At 72.1% G+C, this 24571-nt stretch carries 19 protein-coding genes and 1 tRNA gene; 4 read left to right on the top strand and 16 right to left on the bottom strand.

The window, feature by feature from the left end; all coding sequences use genetic code 11:
- Nucleotides 1-3: 3 nt before the first annotated feature.
- Nucleotides 4-1356, bottom strand: coding sequence for an extracellular solute-binding protein (locus tag ABZ920_RS04445; RefSeq protein WP_361498672.1), 1353 nt, complete (start codon nucleotides 1354-1356; stop codon nucleotides 4-6).
- A 366-nt stretch (nucleotides 1357-1722) separates the two neighbouring features.
- Between ABZ920_RS04445 and ABZ920_RS04440 the strand changes: the two genes are divergently transcribed.
- Nucleotides 1723-2778 carry a LacI family DNA-binding transcriptional regulator gene (locus ABZ920_RS04440; protein WP_361498670.1) on the top strand — a complete coding sequence of 352 codons (1056 nt, stop codon included), beginning with the start codon at nucleotides 1723-1725 and terminating at the stop codon, nucleotides 2776-2778.
- Nucleotides 2779-3223: 445 nt separating this feature from the next.
- A complete protein-coding gene (locus ABZ920_RS04435; RefSeq protein ID WP_361498668.1) occupies nucleotides 3224-3718 on the top strand; it encodes a hypothetical protein in 495 nt (164 codons plus the stop codon).
- 250 nt (nucleotides 3719-3968) lie between these two features.
- On the opposite strand, the gene ABZ920_RS04430 is transcribed toward ABZ920_RS04435, so the two are convergent.
- From ABZ920_RS04430 to ABZ920_RS04415, 4 genes are all read right to left on the bottom strand, one after another.
- Nucleotides 3969-4041 (bottom strand) — tRNA-His (locus ABZ920_RS04430).
- A 110-nt stretch (nucleotides 4042-4151) separates the two neighbouring features.
- On the bottom strand, nucleotides 4152-4760 hold the full coding sequence (orn, locus tag ABZ920_RS04425; RefSeq protein WP_361498666.1) for an oligoribonuclease: 609 nt from the start codon (nucleotides 4758-4760) through the stop codon (nucleotides 4152-4154).
- 882 nt (nucleotides 4761-5642) lie between these two features.
- On the bottom strand, nucleotides 5643-6902 hold the full coding sequence (locus ABZ920_RS04420; RefSeq protein ID WP_361498664.1) for a helix-turn-helix domain-containing protein: 1260 nt from the start codon (nucleotides 6900-6902) through the stop codon (nucleotides 5643-5645).
- 377 nt (nucleotides 6903-7279) lie between these two features.
- A complete protein-coding gene (locus ABZ920_RS04415) occupies nucleotides 7280-7612 on the bottom strand; it encodes a hypothetical protein (protein ID WP_361498662.1) in 333 nt (110 codons plus the stop codon).
- A gap of 352 nt (nucleotides 7613-7964) precedes the next feature.
- Between ABZ920_RS04415 and ABZ920_RS04410 the strand changes: the two genes are divergently transcribed.
- Complete coding sequence (locus ABZ920_RS04410; protein WP_361498898.1) at nucleotides 7965-8492, top strand: universal stress protein; 528 nt, start codon at nucleotides 7965-7967, stop codon at nucleotides 8490-8492.
- 123 nt (nucleotides 8493-8615) lie between these two features.
- On the opposite strand, the gene glmS is transcribed toward ABZ920_RS04410, so the two are convergent.
- Nucleotides 8616-10433, bottom strand: a complete 1818-nt coding sequence (glmS, locus tag ABZ920_RS04405) for a glutamine--fructose-6-phosphate transaminase (isomerizing) (protein ID WP_361498660.1) — start codon at nucleotides 10431-10433, stop codon at nucleotides 8616-8618.
- 29 nt (nucleotides 10434-10462) lie between these two features.
- Entirely contained in the window at nucleotides 10463-10720 is a 258-nt protein-coding gene (locus tag ABZ920_RS04400; RefSeq protein WP_361498658.1) for a hypothetical protein, read from the bottom strand.
- A gap of 576 nt (nucleotides 10721-11296) precedes the next feature.
- Between ABZ920_RS04400 and ABZ920_RS04395 the strand changes: the two genes are divergently transcribed.
- Nucleotides 11297-12955, top strand: a complete 1659-nt coding sequence (locus ABZ920_RS04395; RefSeq protein WP_361498656.1) for a beta-N-acetylhexosaminidase — start codon at nucleotides 11297-11299, stop codon at nucleotides 12953-12955.
- A gap of 205 nt (nucleotides 12956-13160) precedes the next feature.
- Here ABZ920_RS04395 and ABZ920_RS04390 read toward each other — a convergent pair whose 3' ends face one another.
- From ABZ920_RS04390 to ABZ920_RS04350, 9 genes are all read right to left on the bottom strand, one after another.
- Nucleotides 13161-14933, bottom strand: a complete 1773-nt coding sequence (locus ABZ920_RS04390; protein ID WP_361498654.1) for an IucA/IucC family siderophore biosynthesis protein — start codon at nucleotides 14931-14933, stop codon at nucleotides 13161-13163.
- Complete coding sequence (locus tag ABZ920_RS04385) at nucleotides 14930-15478, bottom strand: GNAT family N-acetyltransferase (protein ID WP_361498652.1); 549 nt, start codon at nucleotides 15476-15478, stop codon at nucleotides 14930-14932. Before ABZ920_RS04385 ends, ABZ920_RS04390 begins: the two co-directional genes overlap by 4 nt.
- Nucleotides 15475-16758 carry a SidA/IucD/PvdA family monooxygenase gene (locus ABZ920_RS04380; RefSeq protein WP_361498650.1) on the bottom strand — a complete coding sequence of 428 codons (1284 nt, stop codon included), beginning with the start codon at nucleotides 16756-16758 and terminating at the stop codon, nucleotides 15475-15477. The genes ABZ920_RS04385 and ABZ920_RS04380 overlap by 4 nt, the downstream gene beginning before the upstream one ends.
- Entirely contained in the window at nucleotides 16742-18184 is a 1443-nt protein-coding gene (gene desA / locus ABZ920_RS04375) for a lysine decarboxylase DesA (protein ID WP_361498648.1), read from the bottom strand. The genes ABZ920_RS04380 and desA overlap by 17 nt, the downstream gene beginning before the upstream one ends.
- Nucleotides 18185-18323: 139 nt before the next feature.
- The gene (locus tag ABZ920_RS04370) at nucleotides 18324-19205 is read right to left on the bottom strand and encodes a siderophore-interacting protein (RefSeq protein ID WP_361498646.1); all 882 of its coding nucleotides are present in this window, start codon (nucleotides 19203-19205) and stop codon (nucleotides 18324-18326) included.
- 94 nt (nucleotides 19206-19299) lie between these two features.
- Nucleotides 19300-20349, bottom strand: coding sequence for an ABC transporter substrate-binding protein (locus ABZ920_RS04365; RefSeq protein WP_361498644.1), 1050 nt, complete (start codon nucleotides 20347-20349; stop codon nucleotides 19300-19302).
- 156 nt (nucleotides 20350-20505) lie between these two features.
- On the bottom strand, nucleotides 20506-21666 hold the full coding sequence (locus ABZ920_RS04360; RefSeq protein WP_361498642.1) for an acyl-CoA dehydrogenase family protein: 1161 nt from the start codon (nucleotides 21664-21666) through the stop codon (nucleotides 20506-20508).
- A 5-nt stretch (nucleotides 21667-21671) separates the two neighbouring features.
- On the bottom strand, nucleotides 21672-22616 hold the full coding sequence (locus ABZ920_RS04355; RefSeq protein ID WP_361498640.1) for a hydroxymethylglutaryl-CoA lyase: 945 nt from the start codon (nucleotides 22614-22616) through the stop codon (nucleotides 21672-21674).
- Complete coding sequence (locus ABZ920_RS04350; RefSeq protein WP_361498638.1) at nucleotides 22613-24562, bottom strand: acetyl-CoA carboxylase biotin carboxylase subunit; 1950 nt, start codon at nucleotides 24560-24562, stop codon at nucleotides 22613-22615. The genes ABZ920_RS04355 and ABZ920_RS04350 overlap by 4 nt, the downstream gene beginning before the upstream one ends.
- Nucleotides 24563-24571: the final 9 nt, after the last annotated feature.

Genomic DNA, 24571 nt, shown 5'->3' with positions numbered 1-24571 from the left:
CGGTCACTTCTCCAGGTTGTTGTCGATCGTCTTGGTCGCCGTCTTCCAGGCCTCCGCGGGCGACTTGCCCTTCGTCACGAGGATGACGCCGTTGTCACCGAGGCCGGCCCCGATGATCTGGTCCTTGGGGCCGATGGTCTGCAGCGGGATGGACTTGGCGGCCTGGGCGAAGATCTCGCCGATCGGCGCGTCACCGGTCATGGCGTTCTTCGCGTCCTTGACCTCGGGCATCTCGTAGGCGGCCGGGGCGCTCGGGAAACTGCCCTGGACAGCGAACAGCTTGGCCTGCTGCTTCGGCGCGGTCAGCCAGGCGACCAGCTCCTCGGCCTCCTTGACGTGCCTGCCATTCTTGGGCACCGCGAGGAAGGTGCCGCCCCAGTTGCCGGCCTTCGGCGCGGGGGCGACGTCCCACTTGCCGGCGTCCTGCGGCTTCGACTTGCCCTTGAGATAGCCGAGCATCCACGGCGGGCAGGCGACGGCGGCGAACTTGCTGTTGGCGATCGTCTGGTCCCAGGTCGGCTGGAACTGGGTCTGGGAGCCGACCAGTTTGTCCTCGGCGGCCGAGGCGGTCAGGTCGAAGGCGTTCTTGACGGCCGGGTTGGTCTTGTAGACGACCTTGCCCGAGGCGTCGTAGAACTTCTCCTTCTCGCTGCCGAGGATGGCGTTGAGCAGACCGCCGGGGGAGTCCATGAAGTAGGTGCCGGCGGGCGCCTTCTTCTGGTACTGCCGGCCCGTGCCGACGAGCTTGCTCCAGTCGCCCGCCCACAGGGCGCCGACCTGGGTGCGGTCGCTGGGCAGGCCGGCCTTCTCGAAGAGGTCCTTGCGGTAGCAGATCGCCATCGGGCCGATGTCGGTGCCCAGGCCGACGGTCCGGCCGTCCTTGGTGGTGGCCTGCTGCCACTTCCAGTCCAGCCAGTTGCTCTTGTCCACGCCCGGGGCCTTGGACAGGTCCTGGAGCTTGTCCGCCTGCGTCCCGACCACCTCGGCGATGTTCCCTACCTCGACGGCCTGGACGTCCATCAGGCCGCTGTTGGTGGTGAGGTGGTTGACGAGCGCCGGGTAGTAGTTCTCGTTGCGCTCGGTGACGTTCTCCTGGATCTTGATGTCGGGGTGCAGCTTCTGGTACTCGGCGTAGAGGCCGGCCTCCTTGAAGCCCTGGGTACCGAAGAGGCCCAGCGTGATGGTGGTCTTGCCACCGCCGCCGGACGAGTCGGACGAGTCCTTGCCGTCGTCGGCACAGCCGGCCAGCAGCCCGGCGCCCAGCGTCGTGACCGCCGCCAGGACCACCGCCCTGCGGCCGATTGCGGTCCCCCCGCTCGAGCCGAGCCGAGAAGGGGGGAGGGTACGTGCTCGCATTGCGTCCTCCTGTTGCCCTGACGTGCCGACCCCCCGGCCATCTGCAGGTAGGCCCGTATGTTTTCGCTGCGGCTCGGGCGGGGAACGTGCGGGTTGTGTACGTGTCAGGTACCGTGGGAGCGCTCCCACCGGTGATGAGTTGAAGGGTCGCCGGTCGGGACGAGGGTGTCAAGGGAGTGCGCGGCGCAAGGTGTGTTGAGTTATCGGGCCGTTAACTGGCGGGAGTTGGGCCGTCCGGAGGCCCGGGCGGCGCCGCGGGGGCTGGGCGGCAGCCGGGCCGGGCGGCCCCCCGAAGACGGTGCCCGCGCCGGCGGGACTGTTAGATTCCAAGGTCAGAGGGACGACGACGGTGGGAGGCGGGGCCCGATGGCAAGCCACGGAGTGCGGGGCCGGAGCGGTGGTCGGCCGACCCTCGAAGAGGTCGCCGCGCGCGCCGGCGTGGGGCGCGGCACCGTCTCGCGCGTGATCAACGGCTCGCCCCGGGTCAGTGACGCGACGCGCGCCGCGGTCGAGGCGGCGGTCGCCGAGCTCGGTTACGTCCCGAACACGGCGGCCCGTGCCCTGGCGGCCAACCGCACCGACGCGATCGCGCTCGTGGTCCCGGAACCGGAGACCCGCTTCTTCGCGGAGCCGTACTTCTCGGACATGCTGCGCGGAGTCGGCGCCGAGCTGGCGGACACGGAGATGCAGTTGCTCCTGACCTTCGCGGGCAGCGACCGCAAGCGGCAGCGGCTGGCCCAGTACCTGGGGGCGCACCGGGTCGACGGCGTCCTGCTGGTGTCGGTGCACGCCGACGACCCGCTGCCCGACATGCTGGCCCAGCTGGAGATCCCGGCGGTGATCAGCGGTCCGAGGTCGGCGGGGGAGACGCTGGCCTCGGTGGACTCCGACAACTACGGCGGCGCCCGCTCGGCGGTGGAGCACCTCATGGCACGGGGCCGCCGCCGCATCGCCCACATCACCGGCCGGCTGGACGTCTACGGCGCCCAGCGGCGCGTCGACGGCTACCGGGACGCGCTGCTGGACGCGGGCCACGAGGTGGACGACCTGCTGATCGAGCCCGGCGACTTCACCGAGGAGGGCGGCCGCCGCGCGATGACGCGGCTGCTGGCGCGCCGGCCCGACCTGGACGCGGTCTTCGCGGCCTCGGACGTGACGGCGGCCGGCGCACGCCAGGTCCTGCGTGAGGCGGGCCACCGCATCCCGGACGACGTGGCCCTGGTCGGCTACGACGACTCCGCCATCGCCCGCCACATGGACCCGCCCCTCAGCAGCGTCCGGCAGCCCATCCAGGAGATGGGCCGCGCGATGATCCACCTGCTGCAGCGGGAGATCGCCGCCCGCCGCCCGGCGGCGTCCCGCAGCACGGAGCGCACGCACGCGGTGCTGCCGACGCAGCTGATCGTGCGGAACTCGTCCTGAGCCCGGGGCGCGGCCCGCGCCGGAGCGGCTGCGCACCGGCGCGCACCCGCACACCGCATGCGCGAAAGGTGGCCGAGCGAGCCGTGATCTGGCCGATCCGGGCCAGTGAGGAAGCGGCGGGGAAGCTGAAGGCTGAGCCCCACACGGTAGTTGCTAGAGCAGCGAATACTCTGCCCAGCCCCCACTCCGCTCGGATCCGATTCGGCGATAGGAAACTTCGAGGCTGTTCAGTGACGCCGAGATGGGTGCGTTCAGCATAATGAGGACGGAACGATCGAAGGTGCGACATCGGATAGTCAGCGCTGGAATGGCGACGGCTGCACTGGGGGGCATCGCCGCGGCAGGGTGGTACACGTCCACGGGGGTGGCGCCGATGGCCGGTCCTTCGCAGACTGCCGAGGTCGACTCGGCAAGCCGAGCTGCAAAGGCAGAAACCGAACGCCGCATGGAACAAGTCCTCGACGCCCTGCCGGATACCCCGCAACAACTTGGCGCTGCGACAACGGACCACTGCCTCCGCAACGCCGCCTTCGAAGGTGAGCCTCCAGGCCCTTTGAACTGCCAGTGGCGGACAGACCGATATGTCGTCTTCGACGGCGACCTGCGGGCGGCGGCCGAGGAATGGGGGAAAGCGCTCAACAGCAACCAGTGGGTCAGCTCAGAAGAGTCGTTCCCTCCCGAATGGCGCGAGTACCGCAACCCGCGGACCCACGACCGCCTCGTTATCCGGATGGTGCAGGACGGCAGCGAGGTTCCTCGTCTGGTTGCTGCACCCCGTTTCGAAGGTGCTGAGGAGTACAAGCGGGAGCGAAGGGACTTCACCGGTCAGAAGGAGGCCGCGCAGGCAGTGGCCGAAGGCCGAAGAGTCGCCAGAATCTCGTTGGTGCACGCCTACTACCGTCAGGACGGTCAACCTCCTTTCGAACCGCAGTGGTGGTGATCGCACCCCCGTCGCAGCCGCCATGGCGCGACGGGGGAAGACGCCACCGGGCCATTCGACGCCGGTGAGCTCCTCAGCTTGGTCTTCCTGGAAGACGTCACCTGTCCCGTGGACCACGTCGCCGCGTAATCCGGCTGCACCTGTCCCTGCTCGAGCACCGCGAGCCCTCCGGGCGCGTGACGCCGGCGAGGTGGTGACGAGAAACGCCAAGGCCCGACCTGTCTACGCAGGTCGGGCCTTGATCATTAAGGGTGAGTGACGGGACTTGAACCCGCGACATCCTGGACCACAACCAGGTGCTCTACCAGCTGAGCTACACCCACCATGACCGGCGGTTCACAGAAGTCGTTTCCCTGACCGGCCGAGAAAAAGTGTACAGGGTCCGAAGGGGTGCTCGCGCCCACGTTTCGCGGCGCCCCTCCGTGTCCCCCGCTCAGTCCTGCCGGGCGGGCAGGACGTGCTTGGCCGCGATCGCCCTGGCGGTGTCGGAGTCGGGACCGGGCTGCGGGACGAAGACGGCCTCCCGGTAGTAGCGCAGCTCCGCGATGGACTCGCGGATGTCGGCCAGGGCGCGGTGGTTGCCGTTCTTCTCCGGGCTGTTGAAGTACGCCCGCGGGTACCAGCGCCGGGCCAGCTCCTTGATCGAGGACACGTCGACGATCCGGTAGTGCAGGTACTGCTCCAGCGTCGGCATGTCACGCAGCAGGAAGCCGCGGTCGGTGCTGACCGAGTTGCCGCACAGGGGGGCCTTGCCGGGCTCCTTGACGTGTTCCCGCACGTAGGCGAGGACCTGCTCCTCGGCGTCCTTCAGTGTCGTGCCGCCGGCCAGTTCGTCGAGCAGGCCGGACGCGGTGTGCATCTGACGCACCACCTCCGGCATCGTCTCCAGCGCCGCGTCCGGCGGGCGGATGACGATGTCGATTCCTTCGCCGAGCACGTTCAGCTCGGAGTCGGTGACGAGGGCGGCAACCTCGATGAGCGCGTCGTCGGACAGCGAGAGGCCGGTCATCTCGCAGTCGATCCACACCATGCGATCGTTCATGTGTCTCACCTTACGGCGCGGCGCGGCGAGCTGAGCAGGGTGTGCGGGCGGCTCCGGAGCGAAGGCCGCCCGTGACCCCGGGGGCACGCGTGCTGCCGGCCTTGCCCTGGCCCGCGTCCGGGGCCTTGCCAGGCCTGCGTCCGGCGCCTTGCCCAGGCCCGCGTCCGGGGCCTTGGACCCGCTGCCCGCCGGGCTCGCGGCCGGCGTCCGCGGCCTGCTGGGAGCGGCTCCTCGCGAGCGGCGGACGCCGTGGCGAAGTCCTCGGCGCGCGCCCGTGTCCAGAAATTGGTCGTGCCCCGCATCCGGAGCCTTGGCCGCCCGCCTGTAGCGCCTAACCCGCAGGGGCGGGCGGCCGCTGGACGGCGGGCCGTCCGGCTGCGGGCGGATGCTGGGGGTGTCGCTGCCGGGCTGCGGCCGGCTGCTGGGGCTGCGGCGGCCGGACCGCGGGCGGCTGGTGGGAGGTGCCGCCGGTGGACTGCGGGTGGCTGGTGGGGGTGTCGCCGGTGGACTCCGGGTGGCTGGGGGTGCCGCGGCCGGACCGTGGGCGGACGCTGAGGGTGTGGACCGCGGGCGGCTGCTCGGGCTGCCGCGGGCGGCTGCTGGAGGGCGTCGCCGGCGGACCGTGGGTGGCCGCTGGAGGACGTGGCCGGGGCGGACTGCCACTGCGGCAGGGGCGCGGGCCCCGGCGGGCGTGACGGCTTCCTGGCGGGCGGGTCCGCCGCGGCGGACGGGAACGGGCGCCGGTCCCCGCCTCCGGTGGGCCGGCGGGTGACCGGCGCCTTGCGTTCACTTCTTGTCGATCTCGCCGGGCGAGGTCACCCGGTTGGACGGCCCGGGCGTGGGCGAGGGGCCCGCGGGGTTCAGTCCCCCGCGGGCCCCTCGTCAGCTGCCGCTGCGCTGCCCCGGCAGGCTCGCCGACAGGGCCGCTCCGGACCCGACCCCGCTGGCCGCCGGTGAGCGGCGGGCCTGGTGCGGGAGCGGGCCGTCCGGGTGGAGGGACGGCGCGTGCCCCGCGTGGTCCGGTACGCCCGCCGGTGCCGGACGGTGCATGCCGGCGGCCGAGCCGTTCGCGGCGCCGTTCCCCGGGCCGGCCGTGTGCTCGCCGTCCCCCGGCCGCTCGCCCTGCGGCCTGCGCGCCCGGTACGCCGCCCGGTACGCCGCCGGGGACGAGCCGAGCTGCCGCCGGAAGTGGCCGCGCAGCGCCACCGGCGAGCGGAAGCCGCAGCGCCCCGCGACCTCGTCCACCGAGTAGTCCGACGTCTCCAGCAGACGCTGCGCCTGCAGCACCCGCTGGGTGATCAGCCACTGCAGCGGCGCGCTGCCGGTCAGCGACCGGAAACGGCGGTCGAACGTACGGCGGCTCATGTACGCCCGCGCCGCCAGCGTCTCCACGTCGAACTGCTCGTGGAGGTGCTCCAGCGCCCAGGCGACGACCTCCGCGAGCGGGTCGGCGCCGATCTCCTCCGGTAAAGACCGGTCGAGGTAGCGCTCCTGCCCGCCGCTGCGGCGCGGCGGGACCACCAGGCGGCGGGCCAGCGCGCCGGCCGCCTCGTTGCCGTGGTCCGTGCGCACGATGTGCAGGCACAGGTCGATGCCCGCGGCCGTGCCGGCCGACGTCAGGACGTCTCCGTCGTCGACGAACAGCTCCCGCGGATCGACGTGCACCGACGGATAGCGCTTCGCCAGCGTCGGCGCGTACATCCAGTGTGTGGTCGCGGGCCGGCCGTCCAGCAGGCCCGCCGCCGCCAGCACGAACGCGCCGGTGCACAGGCCCACGATGCGGGCGCCCTCCTCGTGCGCCCGGCGCAGCGCGTCGAGCGCCTCGTCCGGTGGCGGAGAGGTGATCGAGCGCCATGCGGGCACCACCACGGTGCCCGCGCGCGAGATCGCCTCCAGGCCATGCGGTGCGGAGAGTTCCAGGCCCCCTGTGGTCCGCAGCGGGCCTTCCTCGCCGGCGCACACCAGCAGTCGGTAGCGCGGCACTCCGGCGTCCTGGCGGTCGATCCCGAACACCGAAAGCGGTATGGAACTCTCGAAGATGGGGCCGCCGCTGAACAGCAGCACCGCGACGATCTCCTTGCGGCGTCGCCCGGACAGCTTCCGGGCCGCGGTTTCCGGCGCGGCAGTGGAGTCGTGGCTCATACTGCTAAGCCCCCCTCAGTGGTCGCGGCTCCTCGGTCGTGTCGCTCCTGCACGTTTCCCCTCGGTCCTGCACGAGTCCCCCGCCGTAGACAGTCAAGATCGAATCTACTGTGTCGCGCTGTGCCGCGATGACCAGTTCCGCACCCGGCACATTGTCGACATGGCAACTTGGCGTGAAGCATTCGATCACGAAGCGTTGCACTCGGGGAGGGTGCAGGGAAGTGCGCCTCGTCGCAGTGGCCAATCCGCATAGGGTGCGCACGGCCCTGTGGACCCTTCCGGTGCAGGTGGAACGGGGGTTGGGGGGTCCGGAGGGCAGGGGATGCGCAGGTTCAAGAAGTTGGCTGAAAAGCTATGGGCGCGTGCGCGGAAACCGGTCAGCTGACCGGTGTATGCGGGCCCGGGCGCCGTCCGCCGCGGTGGGCCCCGCCGCCGGCCCTGTGGTGACGGCCGCGGCGCGGCGCCGACTCCTGCGTGAGCAGGCGTGCCGCGCCGCGTTCGGACATCCGCAGCAGCAGCCGGCAGACCGCCGTGGCGGCGGCGAGCCCCAGGGCGGTGCCGGCCGCACCCATGGCCGAGGTGCCGTACCAGAGCAGGACGACGGGGACGAGGACGCAGCTGAAGGCCGCCCAGCGGACCACGTCCCCCGCGGTGTCGGGTGCGGGGCCCGGCGAGGGGCGTCGCTCGGGGGTGGGGCGGGGTCCGGACACGGCGTGCTCCCTGCTGCGGCGGTTCACCGGGATCAACGCCCGTTCGAGCGCTCGGTCACTGTGCGACACCGTGACGGCCGCCGCAGGGCGCCGGACGGGCCCGGGGGACAGCGGTCACCGACCGGTCGCGGTCGGTGCATCCCGTGCAAACCGCCTGTACGGGGCAGCAACCATTGCGTTACGGGCGCCACTCGTGCATGCTCCGGGGAACCGCCACGGAGAGTGCGCGGAATCTGGGCGAAGGAGGCGTGCCGCCGTACCCTTGGGGGTATGGCCCCGGGAAGACGATTCCCGGACACTGCTCCGCCGCACCCCGTTGTCCCCCGTGAAGGATCACAACGCCGAGACAGCCATGGCCGGTCACGAATTCTTCGAACCCGCGGACCGCAAGCGGCCGGTCGCCGATCCGACGGCGGCCGATCCCCTGGCGGCGGAAGAGTCACGCCCCGCGTGCGACCCCGCGTTCCAGCACGGCGTGGTCGTCGGCTTCGACGGCTCGACCTCCAGTGAACGCGCCCTCGCCTACGCGATCGGCATGGCGCTGCGCTCCCGGGCCGGACTGATCATCGTGCACGTCGCCAACCGGCTGCCGACCACGGTGTGGGCGGGCTGCGAACCCCCGGTCTTCGTGGACGTCCCGGACCACCGCACCGAGGTCCTGGGCCTTGAACTCGCCTGTGCCGACTACCTCACCGAGGTGCCCTGGATCCTGGTCGAGCGCGGCGGGGACATCTGCCACGAACTCGAGGAGGTCGGCAAGGAGTACGAGGCGGACGCGATCGTGGTCGGCTCCACGCACGGCATCGTCGGGCGGATCTTCGGGTCCGTCGCCGGGCGGCTCGCCAAGCGGGCGCGGCGGCCCGTGGTCGTCATCCCCTGAGCCGCCGCCGGTTCCCGGTCCCGCCCGGGCGCCCCGGCCGCACGGCTCACCCCCGACGAGAAGGAGCGGCCCTCCGCGCCTCAGGCGCGGAGGGCCGCTCATCTGCGGGCGTCGGCAGGGGAGTTACTCCACCGTCACCGACTTGGCCAGGTTGCGCGGCTTGTCGATGTCCCGGCCCAGGGCCAGCGCCGTGTGGTAGGCGAGGAGCTGCAGCGGGATGCCCATGAGGATCGGGTCCAGCTCGTCCTCGTTCTTCGGGACGACGATCGTCTGGTCGGCCTTCTCCTGCTCCTGGTGGGCGACCGCGAGGATCTTGCCGCTGCGGGCCTTGATCTCCTCCATCGCCGCGCGGTTCTTCTCCAGCAGGTCGTCGTCCGGCACGATCGCGACCGTGGGCATGGCCGGCTCGATCAGGGCCAGCGGGCCGTGCTTCAGCTCGGAGGCCGGGTAGGCCTCGGCGTGGATGTACGAGACCTCCTTGAGCTTCAGGGAGGCCTCACGGGCCACCGGGTAGCCCCGCACCCGGCCGATGAAGAGCATCGAGCGGGCGTCGGCGTAGGTCTCCGCCAGCTTCTTGATCTCCTCCTCCTGCTTCATGATCTCGGAGATCTGCTGCGGCAGCTTGCGCAGGCCCTCGATGATCCGCTTGCCGTCGCGGACCGACAGGTCGCGGATGCGGCCGAGGTGCAGGGCCAGCAGCGCGAAGGCGACCGTGGTGTTGGTGAAGCACTTGGTGGACACCACGCAGACCTCGGGGCCGGCGTGGACGTAGACGCCGCCGTCCGCCTCGCGGGCGATCGCCGAGCCCACCACGTTGACGACGCCGAGGACCCGGGCGCCCTTGCGCTTGAGCTCCTGCACGGCCGCCAGCACGTCGTACGTCTCACCGGACTGCGAGACCGCGATGTAGAGGGTGTCGGGGTCCACGACCGCGTTGCGGTAGCGGAACTCGGAGGCCGGCTCGGCGTCCGCGGGGATGCGGGCCAGCTCCTCGATCATCTGGGCGCCGATCATGCCCGCGTGGTACGAGGTGCCGCAGCCGAGGATCTTCACACGCCGCACGGCGCGCGCCTCGCGGGCGTCGAGGTTGATGCCGCCGAGGTGCACGGTGGCGAACCGGTCGTCGATGCGGCCGCGCAGCACACGGTCCACGGCGTCGGCCTGCTCGTGGATCTCCTTGTGCATGTACGTGTCGTGGCCGCCCATGTCGTAGGACTCGGCCTCCCACTCGACGGTGGTCGGCTCGGCGGTCGTCCGGGTGCCCTCGGTGGTGTACGTGCGGAAGTCGTCGGCCTTGAGGGTGGCCATCTCGCCGTCGTCCAGGGTGACGATCTGCCGCGTGTGGGCGACCAGCGCGGCCACGTCGGAGGCGACGAACATCTCCTTTTCGCCGATGCCGAGGACGACCGGGGAGCCGTTGCGGGCCACGACGATGCGGTCGGCGAAGTCGGCGTGCATCACGGCGATGCCGTAGGTGCCCTCGACCAGGTGGAGGGCGGTGCGGACCTTCTCCTCCAGGGTCTCGGCCTGCGAGCGCGCGATGAGGTGGGTGAGCACCTCGGTGTCGGTCTCGGAGAGGAACTCGACGCCCTCGGCCTCCAGCTTGCGGCGCAGGTCCGAGGCGTTGTCGATGATGCCGTTGTGGACGACGGCGACCTTGTTGTCGGCCGACATGTGCGGGTGGGCGTTCACGTCGGACGGGGCGCCGTGGGTGGCCCAGCGGGTGTGGGCTATGCCGGTGGTGCCCTTGAAGCGCGCCGGGACCTTGGCCTCCAGGTCACGCACCCGGCCCTTGGCCTTGACCATCTTCAGCCCGGCCGTCTTCGGCGAGGTGACGACGATGCCGGCGGAGTCGTAGCCCCGGTACTCCAGGCGCTGCAGGCCCTCGAGGAGCAGGGGAGCGACGTCGCGCTTCCCGATGTATCCGACGATTCCACACATATGTACGTATTCCGTTCCCGGCCGAGGGCTCAGCCGTAGACGATGCGTCGCAGCTGCCGGAGGGAGAGCTCCGGCGGTGCCACCGCGCGGTATTTCAGGTCCGCCTCGATCCGTTCGAAGATCGTCGCGTTCACCAGGCCGAGGGCCTGCAGCTCGCGGTGGCGGCGACGGACGAACTCCTCGGTCGTCTCGTCGAAGTAGGCGAGCACGTCCTGGATCACACGCAGCGCCTCGCCCCGCCGCAGGGGCGTCGACCGCGTCAGGTGATCAACGAGTTCGTCGTGCACCCGGTAGATCCTGGGGCACCGGCAGGAGTTTCGCAAGATCCGTGCCCGATTTCGGGCAGTCTTCTGTGAAAAGCAGGGCGGAGGGGCGCTTCTGAGCTACTGTCGTGTGATCCGGGTCACCTTTCTGTCGCTCGTCTGCCGGAGCCGCCGGGGGCGCCTCACCGGAGCCGGGCCACGCGTGTCCGGCCGGGCGGGAGCCTCGCGCGGTGCGGCCGGCAAGCCCTTCCCGGAGCCGCACCGGCTGGCCGCCTCCCGCCGCGCGCCCCCCGCCGGACCGGCCGCGTCCCCGTCCGCGGCGCCGGGGCAGGACGGACGGCCGGGCAGCGGGGTCCCGTTCGGCCCGGCCGCCCGCAACGTCCGTTGCTCGACGGCGAGTTCACGACGTCCCGGCGCGGGCAGGCCGGATGCCGTCCGCGTCCCCTCCCGGACCCGGGCGCAGGACGCCGCGGCGAACTCCCGGCGCCGTCCTTCCGGATGATTCCCGCCGTGATTCCCGCCGAGGGGGATGGCGTCACCGCGCTTCCGCGGGAGAGTGGTCTATACCCCTCGGGGGCCGACCGGCCCCCGAGTCGAGTGATGGGAGCGCATGTGAGACGGCACCACAGCACGACTCCCCGCAAGACCCGCCCCCTCCGGTCGCCCCGCCCCGCCCGTACGGCCCGGACGATCCGCGTCCTCGGCGCGCTCGTACTCCTGGCGACGGCCGGTGCCTTCGCCACGGGCGCGGCCCCCGGGGACCGGCAGCGCGCCGCCACGCCGCTCGGCCAAGTGGTCCCGGCCCCGGCCTCGGTGAAGGCGGAGGGACCGGGGTACCGCATCGGCCCCGGCACCACGATCCGCGTCGACGGCTCGGCCGCGGCACGCCGGGTCGGCGACTACCTCGCGGATGTCCTCCGGCCCTCCACCGGTTACCGTCTGCCCGTGACCGCCCACGGCCGGGGCGGCATCGAACTGCGACTGGCCGACGGCCCGTTCGGTGCCGAGGGCTACCGCCTGGACAGCGGCCGCGCGGGAGTGAGGCTCACCGCCCGTGAACCGGCCGGCCTCTTCCACGGCGTGCAGACCCTGCGTCAGCTGCTGCCCGCGGCCGTGGAGAAGGACACCGTGCAGCCCGGCCCGTGGCCGGTCGCGGGCGGCACCATCGAGGACCGGCCCCGCTACGGCTACCGGGGCGCGATGCTCGACGTCTCCCGGCACTTCTTCACCGTCGCGCAGGTCAAGCGCTACATCGACGAACTGGCCCTCTACAAGATCAACAAGCTGCACCTGCACCTCAGCGACGACCAGGGCTGGCGCATCGCGATCGACTCCTGGCCGCGCCTGACCGCCCACGGAGGCTCCACCCAGGTCGGCGGCGGACCGGGCGGTCACTACACCGAGGCCGACTACCGGGAGATCGTCCGCTACGCCGCCTCGCGCTACCTGGAGGTCGTCCCCGAGATCGACATGCCGGGCCACACCAACGCGGCCCTCGCCTCCTACGCCGAGCTGAACTGCGACGGCGTCGCGCCGCCCCTGTACACCGGCACCAGCGTGGGCTTCAGCTCGCTGTGCGTGGACAAGGAGGTCACCTACGACTTCGTCGACGACGTCGTCCGCGAGCTGGCCGCGCTCACACCCGGCCGCTACCTGCACATCGGCGGTGACGAGGCCCACTCGACGAGCCATGAGGACTACGTGAAGTTCATGGACCGGGTGCAGCCGGTCGTCGCCGGGTACGGCAAGACGGTGATCGGCTGGCACCAGCTCACCGGCGCCACCCCCGTCAGCGGTGCGCTGGCCCAGTACTGGGGCCTGGACAACACCTCCGCGGCCGAGAAGGCGCAGGTCGCGCAGGCCGCGCGGAACGGGACCGGACTGATCCTGTCCCCGGCCGACCGGGTCTACCTGGACATGAAGTACACCAAGGACACCCCGCTCGGGCTCGCCTGGGCGGGTTACGTCGAGGTGCGGCGGTCCTACGACTGGGACCCCGGCGCCTACCTCCCCGGAGTGCCCGCCGAGGCGGTCCGGGGCGTGGAGGCCCCGCTGTGGTCGGAGACCCTCTCGACCTCCGCGCACATCGAGCAGATGGCCTTCCCCAGGCTGCCGGGCGCCGCGGAGCTCGGCTGGTCGCCCGCGTCCACGCACGACTGGGACGGCTACCGGGTGCGGCTCGCCGCGCAGGCGCCGCGCTGGGACGCGCTCGGGATCGGCTACCACCGGTCGCCGGAGGTCCCCTGGCCGAACAGCTGAGCGGCCGAGCGGGCCGAGCCGAAGGCCGGCCGAGCGGGCCGGGCCGGAACCCGGCCGAGCGAACCGAACCCTGAGCCGGCCGGACGGCTGAACGGAGCGGGCCGGCCGAGCGGCTGAAGTCACTGGGCCGGCCGAGCGGCGGCCACAGCACCGACGGGCACCCCGGAGGACCGTACTCCGGGGTGCCCGTCCGTCGTCGGCGGAGTTATGCCTCCGCGAGGGGGTTGCGCAGGGTGCCGACGAGCTGCAGCGCGCCGGACGGGTCCGCGAGGTCCACCATCTGCCGGTTGTCGCGCAGTTGGAGCCGGTTCAGGCAGGACAGGGCGAACTCGGGCGCGAACAGGTCGTACGCGCGGAACCGGTCGGCGAGTTCCGGCGCCGACGCCTGGTACTCGCGGGCCACCTCGGCGACGGTCCGCCAGAAGCCGTCCTCCTCCAGGATCCCCTCGTCGGCGAGGAGGGCCGCCAGGAAGCGGAAGAAGCAGTCGAAGACGTCCGTGAAGATCGACAGCAGCTTCCGGTCCTCCGGCACCTCCACCCGGATGCGCCGGACCTCGGGCGGCAGCACCGCGTCCGGGTCCATGACCACGATCTCCTCCGCGATGTCCTTGAAGACCGCCCGCCGCACCGCGCCGTCCTCCAGCACCAGGATCACGTTCTCGCCGTGCGGCATGAACACCAGGTCGTAGGCGTAGAAGCTGTGCAGCAGCGGGGTGAGGTACGCGCGCAGGTAGCCGCGCAGCCACTCGGCCGGCGCCAGCCCGGACCGCTCGATCAGCGCGCCCGCGAAGGAGGCGCCCGTGTGGTCGACGTGCAGCAGGGAGGCCATGGTGGCCAGGGACTCGCCCCGGCGCAGCGACGGCACCGGGCTCTCGCGCCACAGCGCGGCCAGCATCTTGCGGTAGGGCGAGTAGCGGTCCGTCGCCGCCTCGTACTCCAGGTGCCGGTAGCCCACGGCGGCCCGCTCGCGGATGATCGTCAGGCCGGTCGCCTTCAGGACCGGGTCGCTCTCGACGAGCTGGGCGAGCCAGTCGTTGATGGCCGGGGTGGCCTCCATGTAGGCGGCGGACAGCCCGCGCATGAAGCCCATGTTGAGGACGGACAGGGCCGTCTTGACGTAGTGCTTCTCCGGGTGGGACCGGTTGAAGAAGGTGCGGACGGACTGCTGGGCCAGGTACTCGTCGTCGCCCTCGCCCAGGCACACCAGGTGGCGCCGGGCGACCTCGGCGGCGAAGGTGACGGCGAGCTTGTTCCACCACTGCCAGGGGTGGACGGGCAGGAGGAGGTAGTCGGCGGGGTCGAGTCCCCGGCCGGTGAGCCGCCGGTGGAAGCGGTCGACCGTCTCCGGTCCCAGTTCCGCGCGGACGAAGGACTCGTACTCGATGCCGGCGCCCGCCGTGAACGCCGCCCGCGAGCGGTGCGCGGCCAGCCACACCAGGCGGACGGGCCGCGCGGCCTCGGGGGCGTACGACAGGTACTCGTCGATCCCGAAGCCGAGCCGGCCGTTGTTGGCGACGAAGCAGGGGTGGCCCTCGGTCATCCCCGCCTCGATCTCCTGGAAGCCGGAGCGCGCCAGTTCCGCGGAGGTGACCCGCGGTGTGGCGAGCTTGTAGCAGGTGCTGGAGAGCGTGGAGGATATCTCCTCCAGGTAGACCGGGAGGACCTGGTCGCTCAGGCCGAGCGACGTCCTCAGCTCGATGAAGAAGTCCAGGGCCGCGAGCGGCAGTTCGGCGCCGTCGCGCCGGCGGGTGATCGAGTCCGGGTCGACCTGCCAGTGGTCGAGGGCGCGGCGGCGGGCGGTGAAGCGGTAGCGCGTCAGGCCGTCGTCGCTGCGGACGGCGTACGCGCCGTCCCCGTCGGCCTCGGGTGTGATCAGGCGTTCGTGCGCGAACTCGGCGAGCGCCTTGCGGATCAGCAGCCGGTTGGCCTTCGCCCAGTGCTCGGGGGTCAGGTGGGCCACGGCGTCGGCGGGCGTCACGCGGCCACCGCCTTCTCGAACTGCTCGCGGGTGCAGAAGCTCAGCAGCGCCCTCTTCTCCGGCTTCTGGATCTCCCCCGCGGGCACGAACCCGACGGCCTCGTTCAGGGCGTGCACCGCCGTGTTGCGCACGTCCGGCTCGACCACGACCCGGCGGGTCGCGGCGTCCTCGAACAGATGCCGCAGCACGGCCGTGATGACGGCCCGCGTGAAGCCGTGCACGGGCGTGTCCGTGGGCGCGACCAGGAAGTGCATGCCGACGTCGCCCGGCTGTGCCGCGTACAGGCCGGCCAGCTCGCGGCGGGCGGGGTCGTACCGCTCCATGAGGAAGACGGGTTTCCCGTCGTGCAGGCCGAGCAGGGCGTGGTGGTGCTCGTCGGCCGTTATCTCCCCGTAGGCGCGCTCGACGTCCTCGGGCGTGGCGTCCTGCATCATCCAGAACACCGCCTTGGGGTGCGTGACCCAGCCGTGCAGCAGCCCGGCGTCCCGGGCGGGGTCCACGGGGCGGAAGGTGAAGGCGCCGGGGGCGCCGGCGGTCGTGCTCATACGGCGAACTCCTGGAAGGCGATGCTCTTCTCGACCGGGTAGTACTCGCGGCCGAGCAGCTCACGGATGATGCAGCTGTTGCGGTAGGCGCCCATGCCCAGGTCGGGGCTGGTGACGCTGTGGGTGTGGACGGCGGCGTTCTGGAGGAAGACGCCCCGGCCCGTCACGTCGACGGCGTAGTTGCGGGCGACGTCGAAGTTGCCGTGGGAGTCGTGGCGCAGGCGGTGCCGGACCGGCCGGAGGAAGGCGGGCTCGGTGTAGCGGTAGCCGGTCGCCAGGATCAGGCCCTCGGAGCGCAGTTCGAAGTCCTTCTCCTGCTCCTCCTGGCGGAAGGTGAGGGTGTAGGCGCCGTCGCTGTGGGCCGCCTCCCGCAGGGAGGAGTTGGTGAGCAGCCGGGTGGGGACCGGACCGGCGAGGCTCTTCTGGTAGAGCAGGTCGAAGATCGCGTCGATCAGGTCGCCGTCGATGCCCTTGAAGAGGCCCTTGTGCGCCTCCGTGAGGCGGTAGCGGGTCGCCTCCGGCAGCGCGTGGTAGTAGTCGACGTACTCGGGGGACGTCATCTCCAGCGTGAGCTTGGTGTACTCCAGGGGGAAGAAGCGCGGGGAGCGCGTCACCCAGTTGAGCCGGTAGCCGTGGACGTCGATCTCGGAGAGCAGGTCGTGGTAGATCTCTGCGGCGGACTGGCCGCTGCCGACGATGGTGATCGACTTCTTGCGCCGCAGCTCCGCCCTGTGGTCCAGGTAGCGGGAGTTGTGGATGGCGTCGCCGGGCAGGCCGCGGCAGGCCTCGGGGACGTACGGGGGAGTGCCCGTGCCGAGGACCAGGTGCCGGGCGCGGTAGGTGGCGCCGGTGTGCGTACGGACGCCGTACAGCTCGGTGCCGTCCTCGTACGTCACCTCGGTCACCGTGGTGCCGAAGCGGATGCTGCTCAGCCGGGCGGCGGCCCAGCGGCAGTAGGCGTCGTACTCGACCCGCAGCGGGTAGAAGTTCTCCCGGATGTAGAACGGGTACAGGCGTCCCCGCTCCTTCAGGTAGTTCAGGAAGGAGTACGGGGAGGTCGGGTCGGCCAGGGTGACGAGGTCCGACAGGAACGGCGTCTGGAGGTGGGCGCCGTCGAGGAACATCCCCGCGTGCCACTCGAAGCCGGGCTTCGACTCCAGGAAGACGCCGGTCAGCTCGGTGATCGGCTCGGTGAGGCAGGCCAGGCCCAGGTTGAAGGGGCCGAGGCCGATCCCGACGAAGTCGTACACGGCGTCGGTCGGTTCAGCAGGCGCGGTCAAGGGACTCTCCCAGGTACTGCTCGGCGTGGCCGGCGATCAGGTCCAGGACGGTGGCGAGGTCGGCCGCCGTCGTCTCGGGGTTGAGCAGGGTGAACTTCAGGTAGTGCCGGCCGGCCACCTTGGTGCCCGCGACGACGGCGTCACCGGAGGCGAACAGTGCCTTGCGGGCGTACAGGTTGGCGCGGTCGATCTCGGCCGGGTCGGTGACGGCCGCGGGGATGTGGCGGAAGACGAGGGTGGACAGCGTCGGCTGGACGACCACGTCGAAGCGGGGGTCTGCGGCGAGCATCCGCCAGCCCTCCCGCGCCAGGTCGCACACCTCGTCGAAGAGTGCGCCGATGCCGTCGGCGCCCATCACGCGCAGGGTCATCCACAGCTTGAGGGCGTCGAAGCGGCGGGTCGTCTGCAGGGACTTGTCGACCTGGTTGGGGATGCGCTCGGTCACCATGCGGCGTGGGTTGAGGTAGTCGGCGTGGTAGGTGGCGTGGCGCAGCGTCGCGGCGTCGCGGACCAGCACGGCCGAGGAACTGACCGGCTGGAAGAAGGACTTGTGGTAGTCGACGGTGACCGAGTCGGCGTGCTCGATGCCGTCCAGCAGGTGGCGGCGGGTGGGCGAGACCAGCAGACCGCAGCCGTAGGCGGCGTCGACGTGCAGCCAGACCCCGTACTGGGCGGCGAGCCCGGCGATCTCGGGCAGCGGGTCGATGGAGCCGAAGTCGGTGGTCCCGGCTGTGGCGACGACGGCCATGGGGACCAGGCCCTCGCGGCGGCAGCGCTCCAGCTCGTGGGCGAGCGCGACCGTCTGCATGCGCTGGTCGTGGTCGACGGGGACGGCGATGACGGCCTCGGGGCCGAGACCGAGCAGTTTCGCCGACTTGCGGACGCTGAAGTGGCTGATCTCCGAGGCGAGGATGCGCAGCCGGGCGAGGTCGTCGGTCTTGGCCTCCTCGCGGGCCAGGAGCAGCGCCTGGAGGTTGGACTGGGTTCCGCCGGAGGTGAAGACGCCGTCGGCGGCGGGGCCGAGGCCGAGGCGGGCGGCCGTCCAGTCGACGAGCCTGCGCTCGATGAGGGTGCCGCCGGCCGACTGGTCCCAGGTGTCGAGGGAGGAGTTGACGGCGGAGAGGACCGCCTCGCCGATCAACGCCGGGATGACGACCGGGCAGTTGAGGTGGGCGACGTAGCGCGGGTGGTGGAAGTAGACCGCGTCCCTGAGGTAGACCTCCTCCAGTTCGTCGAGGACCGCCGTGGTGTCGTGCAGCGGGCGGTCGAGGTCGATCTCCTCGATGCGGGGGGCGAGGGCGTCTACCGTCACGCCGGTGAACGGGCGTTCGGTGGCGGCGAGTTTGGCGGCCACCCGCTCGACTCCTTCGGTCACGGAGCGGCGGTAGTGCTCCGCGGTCAGGTCATTGAGCAGGTGCGAGCGCATGTGGGGGTCCTCCGATGGGTGGGGACGGTCCGTGCGGGACGAGACGAGGGGCGGAGTCGCGCGACATCAACTTAGGTTAGCCTAACCTAAGTTTGACGTGGAACTCCGCCCCTCCGTGACCGGGGTCACCCCCGCGAGGTCACTCCTGGGCGCGCAGCTGCTCCTCGCTCAGGCCGTGCCGCCAGTAGCCGACGAAGGTGACGCGCCGGCGGTCGATCCCGCGTTCGCCGACGAAGTGCCGGCGCAGCGCCCTGACACACCCGGACTCGCCCGCGATGAAGACGTACGGCCGGGCGTCCGCGGGGAACCGGGCCCGGCGCAGGGCGTCCAGGGCCATGGGGGCGGAGGGCGCCCCCGCTCCGCCGGGGTCGTGGGCCGCGGCGGCCCCGTCCCGGACGAGCCAGGTGATCTCGGCGTCGGCGCCGGTGGCGACGTCCTGGATGTCACCGGCGTGCCGCACCTCCAGCCAGGCGCGCACGCGCAGGCCGGCCGGGAGGGACTCCAGGACCGCGGTCACGGCGGGAACGGCGGTCTCGTCGCCCCACAGCACCACCAGGTCGGTGTCCCCGGGCGGGCGGAAGCGGATCGCCCGGTTGTCGGCGACGGCCGGGCCGAGCAGCAGCACCCGGTCACCGGGCGTGGCGCGCGCGGCCCACCGGGAGGCCGGGCCCGCGGGGAGCGGGGCGCCGGGCTCGACGCCGTGCAGCGCGAAGTCGACGTCGATCTCGTCGGGGTCGCGCCTCAGCGCCCGGAGGGTGTACGAGCGCATCACCGCCCGTACGTCGTCCGGCAGTTCGCGCCAGCCGTGCCACCAGCCCTCCCCGAGCTCGACCGGCACGACCGGTTCGGGCTGGCCGGGGTGCGGCAGGAACAGCGACAGGGACTGGTCGCGACCGTGGGAGTGGAAGGCGTGCAGGTCGGGCCCCGCGAAGGTGACCCGGACGAGCGACGGGCCGAGCCGCCGCGTCCGTACGACCTGGAGGGAGAAGAAGCGGAACGGGGCGGCTACGGCCGTCGTCATGAGTGCTCCTGATGCCGTGTCAGGGGGCGGATCGGCCGGGACGCTCCTGGCGGCCGGGTGGGGGCCCGCCGCGGGAGCGTCCCTGCCGGGTCGGTCAGCCGACCTTCTTGGCGTTCTCGATGGCCTGCGCCAGGTCGTCGAGCAGCGGGGCGCACTTGTCGTAGGACAGGATCGGCTCCGGGTTGCGCGCGATGACCTGGCCGGCCTTGACGGCGGGGAGCTTCTTCCAGGTCGCCTCGGTGATGTCGGCCGGCTGGATGGCCGAGGTGCGGTTGTCCATCATGATGATGTCCGCCGGGTACTTGTCGACGTTCTCCCAGCTCAGCGACTCGTACCAGCCGCCGCCCTGGGCCTTGGCGCTCTGCGGGGGCTCGACCAGGCGGACGCCGAGGGCCTTGAAGTACTCCAGGTCGACGGAGAGGTCGGAGCCGGAGACGTAGAACAGGTCCTGGCTCGCGGAGCCGACCAGCACCTTGATGTCGGGCCTGGCCCTGGCCGCGGCGCGCAGCCGGGCGGCCGCGTCCTCGAAGCGCTTCTTGGCCTGCGTGACCTTGTCGGCCTTCACGTCGGCGCCGAGCGACCCGGCGAGGGCGAGCATGCGCTGCAGGGGCTCGGTCAGCTGGCGGTCGTAGACGGAGATGCCGACGGTCGGGGCGCCGACGGCGAGGATCTTCTTCTTCGACTCCTCCGGGACGTACCAGAGGGTGCCGGCGTCGTCGAACATCGTGGAGATGAGGGCGTCGGGGGCCAGGGAGGCGTACTTCTCGATGTTGAACTGGCCCCAGGTGTTGCCGAGCACCGTCACCTTGCTGACGTCCATGTCGCCGGCCTGTACGTCGGCCTTGCCGTCCTTGGTCGTCGTCGGGCCGAAGACGCCCTTGACCCGGACTCCGTAGTCGTGGAGCGCGGCGGCGACACCCACGAACGCGACGATGCTCGACGGCGTCCGGCCGGCCTTCACGGTCTGCCCGCGGTCGTCCCTGAACGTCCAGGAGCCGGACGTGCCGGCCGCCGCCCCCTCGCCCGAACCGCCGTTTTTCCCGTCGCCGTCGCCGCAGGCCGCGAGTGCGGCACCGAGGCCGAGGGCGCCGCCCGCGGCGAGGACGCCGCGACGGGAGACATGAAGGGCACGGGCGTTGGGCATGAGTATGACTGCTTTCGAACGGGGCGGAGCGCCCGCCGGACAGGTTCGAAGGTAGGTTAGCCTAACCTCAGTTCCTGTCCAGGGGGCGGGCCGCGCGTCCGACGCGGAGGGACCGTCCGCCCGTGCGGCGGCCCCACCGGCCCGGCGGCTCGGGGCTCAGCCGGCGAGCCCCAGCTCCCGTGCGATCAGCATCCGCTGCACCTCGCTCGTGCCCTCGCCGATCTCCAGGATCTTGGAGTCGCGCCACATGCGGGCCACCGGATACTCGTTCATGAAGCCGTAGCCGCCGTGGATCTGCGTGGCGTCGCGGGCGTTGTCGACGGCGACGGTGGAGGAGTACAGCTTCGCCAGGGCCGCCTCCTTCTTGAAGCGCTCGCCGTCCACCAGGCGGTAGGCGGCGTCGCGCCAGGCGAGGCGGGCGGTGTGCGCCTTCATCTCCATGTCGGCGATCTTGAACTGGATCGCCTGGTTGGCGCCGATCGGGCGGCCGAAGGCGTGACGTTCCTTCGCGTACTTCACCGACTCGTCCACGCAGCCCTGGGCCAGACCGGTGGCCAGGGCGGCGATCGCGATGCGGCCCTCGTCGAGGATGCGCAGGAACTGGGCGTAGCCGCGGCCCTCCTCGCCCAGCAGGTTCGCCGCCGGCACGCGCACGTCGGTGAAGGACAGCTCCCGCGTGTCGGAGGCGTTCCAGCCGACCTTGGAGTACGGGGGCGCCACCGTGAACCCGGGCGTCCCCGAGGGGACGATGATCGCCGAGATCAGCGGCTTGCCGTCGGGCTTGCGTCCCGTCACCGCGGTGACCGTCACCAGCCCGGTGATGTCGGTGCCCGAGTTGGTGATGAAGCACTTGCTGCCGTTGATGACCCACTCGCCGGTGTCCGCGTCCAGCCGGGCCGTCGTCCGCGTGGCGCCCGCGTCCGAGCCGCCGTCGGGCTCCGTCAGGCCGAAGGCGCCGAGGATCTCGCCCGAGCACAGCCGCGGCAGCCACGTCCGCTTCTGCTCCGCGGTGCCGAACAGGTGGATCGGCATCGCTCCCAGCGAGACGCCCGCCTCCAGGGTGATGGCGACGGAGGAGTCGACGCGGGCCAGCTCCTCCAGCGCGATGCCGAGGGCCAGGTAGTCGCCGCCCATGCCGCCGTAGTCCTCGGGGAACGGCAGCCCGAACAGGCCCATGCGGCCCATCTCGCGGACGATCTCGTACGGGAACTCGTGCCGCTCGTAGAAGTCGCCGATCTTCGGGGCGACGACGTCGTGCGCGAACTCCTCCACCGTGCGGCGGAGTTCCTCCAGCTCGGGGCTGAGACGGTGGTCCATGGCGGTCACTGCTCCTTGTGGGAGAGGGCTCGTACGGTGCGGGAGGGGCTGGGCCGGCCCAGCCGTTCGGCCATCCACGCGCTCGTGGCGACGAGACGGCCGAGGTCGACGCCGGTGTCGATGCCGAGACCCCGCAGCATCCACACGAGGTCCTCGGTGGCGAGGTTGCCGGTGGCGGACTTGGCGTACGGGCAGCCGCCGAGTCCGCCGGCGGAGGCGTCGACGGTGGTGACGCCGTGCCGCAGCGCGGCCAGGGTGTTGGCCAGGGCCTGGCCGTAGGTGTCGTGGAAGTGCACGCCGACCGCCGGCGTGGGCACCCCCCGCTCGTTCAGCGCGGTGAGCAGCGCGGCGACGTGGCCCGGCGTGGCGACGCCGATGGTGTCGCCCAGGCTGAGCTCGTCGCAGCCCATGTCCAGCAGGGCCGTGCAGACCCGCACCACCTGCTCGACGGGGACCGCCCCCTCCCACGGGTCGCCGAAGCACATGGACAGGTAGCCGCGGACGTGCACCCGCTCGGCCTTGGCGCGGGCGACGACGGGCTCGAACATGGCCAGCGCCTCGTCCACCGTGCGGTTGAGGTTGGCCTTGGCGAAGGACTCGGTGGCGCTGGCGAACACGGCGACGCGCCGGGCGCCCAGCGCGAGGGCCCGGGTCAGCCCGCGCTCGTTCGGGACGAGGACCGGCAGTTCGGCGGGCACGTCGCTCACCAGGGGGAACAGCTGCTCGGCGTCGGCCAGCTGGGGCACCCACCTGGGGTGGACGAAGCTGGTGGCCTCCACCGTCGTCAGGCCCGCGCCGGCCAGGCGGCGGATGAACTCCGCCTTCACCTCGGTCGGCACGGTGCCCTGCTCGTTCTGCAGGCCGTCGCGCGGTCCCACCTCGTGGATCCTCACCCGCGCGGGCAGGCCCTGGTCCGGTACGACCATGGGCAGGGCGTCGGCGGTCGTCATGCCCGCACCGTCCCTTCCGCGTCCTCGTCGTCGTGCGGGGCGATCACGGCCAGCACCTGGTCCATGGCGACGGCCGTGCCCGGCGTGACGTCCAGCTCGGTGACGGTCCCGGCGTGCGGGGCGGAGACGACGTGCTCCATCTTCATCGCCTCCACCACCAGCAGGCTCTGCCCGGCGGTCACCTCGTCGCCGACGGCCACCTTCACCACCGTGACCGTGCCGGGCATCGGCGCGGTGAGGGAGTCCGCGCCGGAGTGGGCCGCGCGGCCGAGGGACGCGGCGACCGGGTCGTGGTCGCGCACGTGCCAGGCGTCGCCGTCACGGCCGAGCCAGTCGCCGGCCCGGTGGAAGACGTGCCGCACCCCGTCGAGGGTGACGGACACGGTGTCGCCGGTGACGGTGTGGGTGCCGCGCGGGGTGTGGTGCACGGGGTCGGTCACCCGCAGCGGGAAGGTCACCGGCCGCGGCTCGCCGCCCAGGCGCCAGCCGCTGGGCACGGAGAAGGGGTCGGTCCACCCCCCGCCCTTCGGGCGCAGGGCGTCCAGGCGCATGGCGGCCGCGGCCTCGTAGACCTCCTCCGGGACGTCCGCGGGGACCAGGTCGTCGACCACCCGCTCGACCAGGCCCGTGTCCAGCTCGCCGGCCACGACCGCCGGGTGGGCGAGCAGCCTGCGCAGGAACCCGGCGTTGGTCTGCACGCCCAGCGTGACCGTCTCGGCCAGGGCCGCCCGGAGCCGGCGCAGCGCGGTGGCCCGGTCCGGCCCGTACGCGATCACCTTGGACAGCATCGGGTCGTACAGGCTGCCGACCTCGGTGCCCTCGCTGAGCCCGGAGTCGGTGCGCACCGCCTCGCCCCGGGGCTCACGCAGCCTCAGGACCGTGCCGCCCGACGGCAGGAACCCGCGCGCGGGGTCCTCGGCGCAGATCCGGGCCTCCACCGCGTGGCCGGTGAGCCGCACGTCGTCCTGCCCGAAGGACAGCGGCTCGCCGGCCGCCACCCGCAGCTGCCACTCCACCAGGTCCAGGCCGGTGACCAGCTCCGTGACCGGGTGCTCGACCTGGAGGCGGGTGTTCATCTCCATGAAGTAGTACGACGACGGGTCGCCGCCGGGCACGATGAACTCCACCGTCCCCGCGCCCCGGTAGCCGCAGGAGCGGGCCGCCTGGACGGCCGCCTCGCCCATCGCGGCGCGGGTCGCCTCGTCGAGGAGGACGCTCGGCGCCTCCTCGACGATCTTCTGGTGGCGGCGCTGGAGGGAGCACTCGCGCTCGCCGAGGTGGACCACGTTGCCGTGGCCGTCGGCCAGCACCTGGATCTCGATGTGCCGGGGCCTGTCGACCCAGCGCTCCACGAGCAGCGTGTCGTCGCCGAAGGACGCGCGGGCCTCGCGGCGGGCGGCGGCGATCTCGTCGGCCAGCCGGTCCGCGTCGCGCACCAGGCGCATTCCCTTGCCGCCGCCGCCCGCCGAGGGCTTCAGCAGCACCGGCATGCCGATGGCGCGGGCGGCGTCGGCGAGCCGGTCGTCGGTCAGGCCCGAGCCGGTGGATCCGGGAACCACCGGCACCCCGGCCGCCCGCACGGTCTCCTTGGCGCGGATCTTGTCGCCCATCAGGGCGATGGCGTCGGCCGGAGGGCCGATGAAGACCAGGCCCGCCTTCTCGCACGCCCGGGCGAACTCCGCGTTCTCGGCGAGGAAGCCGTACCCGGGGTGGACGGCCTGCGCTCCGGTGCGGGCGGCCGCCTCCAGCAGCCGCTCCACGGACAGATAGCTCTCGGCCGCCGGCGCGGGCCCGATCCGCACCGCCGTGTCGGCCTCCCGCACGTGCCGCGCGTCGGCGTCGGCGTCGGAGAAGACGGCCACGGAGCGCACGCCCAGCGCGCGCAGGGTGCGGATGACGCGGACGGCGATCTCGCCGCGGTTGGCCACCAGGACTGTCTCGAACATCTGCTGCTC

It is taken from the genome of Streptomyces sp. NPDC046831 (assembly GCF_040645305.1).
GTDB lineage: Bacteria > Actinomycetota > Actinomycetes > Streptomycetales > Streptomycetaceae > Streptomyces.
Note: the sequence above shows the minus strand (reverse complement) of the source record. Positions and strands in the feature narration are given on the sequence as shown.